Origin of the sequence: Sinimarinibacterium flocculans (assembly GCF_003201205.1) — a bacterium.
Classification (GTDB): Bacteria; Pseudomonadota; Gammaproteobacteria; order Nevskiales; family Nevskiaceae; genus Solimonas; species Solimonas flocculans.
Genome location: NZ_QICN01000038.1, coordinates 1 through 1,065, shown reverse-complemented (window position 1 = coordinate 1,065; position 1,065 = coordinate 1). Strand labels below are relative to the sequence as shown.

1 protein-coding gene is annotated in these 1,065 nt (G+C 68.0%); it reads right to left on the bottom strand.

Translation table 11 applies throughout. The annotated features are described in order from the left end of the window. Positions 1-1,065: DNA topoisomerase (locus C8D93_RS20310; protein WP_245904044.1), on the bottom strand; the 1,065-nt coding region annotated here is incomplete at both ends.

Here is a 1,065-nt window from a genome sequence, read left to right as displayed (position 1 = left end):
CGCGGGTCGGTCACGAGCTTGGCGACGGTCTTCATGGCCTTGATCAGCTCGCCCTGCGTGTAGGGTTTGGGCGGCAGCGTCTTCAGCGCCTTGAGATCCACCTTTCCGACCGGGCAGGACAGGCCCGCATGCAGGGCGGGCAGCACCTGGCTGCGCTGCGCATCCTCGCCATCGGCATCGTCCGGCCCCGGCGTCGCCAGCACCTCACGCCAGCCGATGACGGCGATCTGCTTGCCCACGGCCGCCAGCGACTGACTGCCGCACGAGAACTGCGCCACCGTCCGGTCGAACTCATGGTGTGGGAGGAACTGCGCGAGGTAATGGGCGCGGATCAGCCGATAGACGGCCAGCTCCTTGTCGCTCATCGCCGAGAGGTTGGCCGGTTCCAGCGTCGGAATGATGCCGTGGTGAGCTGTGACCTTGCCGTCGTTCCAGACCCGCGAACGCTGCTGGCGGTCCAGGCGGTCGATCAGCGGCCGCAGGCTGGGATCGGTCTTGACCAGGCTGTCGAGCACGGCCGGCACCTCGGCCAGCATGCTCTCGGGCAGATAGCCCGAATCCGAGCGCGGATAGGTCGTTGCCTTGTGCGTCTCGTACAGCGCCTGGGCGATGTCCAGCGTCTCCTGCACGTCGAGGCCCAACTGCTTGGAGCACACCTCCTGCAGCGTGCCCAAGTCGAACGGCAGTGGCGGCCCTTCGCGCACGCGCTCGGTCTCCACCGACAGCACCTGGGCGGTGCCGGCCGCGCGCAGGAATTCCGCTGCCTGCTGCGCCACAGGCTGTTGCAGGCAACGGCCCGCATCGTCGGTGCTGCCTTGCGGCGGCGTCCAGCTTGCGACGAAGGACTGGCCTGCATGCGAAAGCGCAACCGCGATGGCCCAGAACGGTACGCAGACGAATCGCGCGATCTCGCGATCGCGGTCCACGACCAACTTCAGCGTCGGCGTCTGCACGCGCCCCACCGACAGCACGCCGCTATAGCCGGCCTGGCGCCCCAGCAGTGTGAACAAGCGGCTCAAGTTCATCCCGATCAGCCAGTCGGCGCGCGATCGGGCGAGTGCGGAG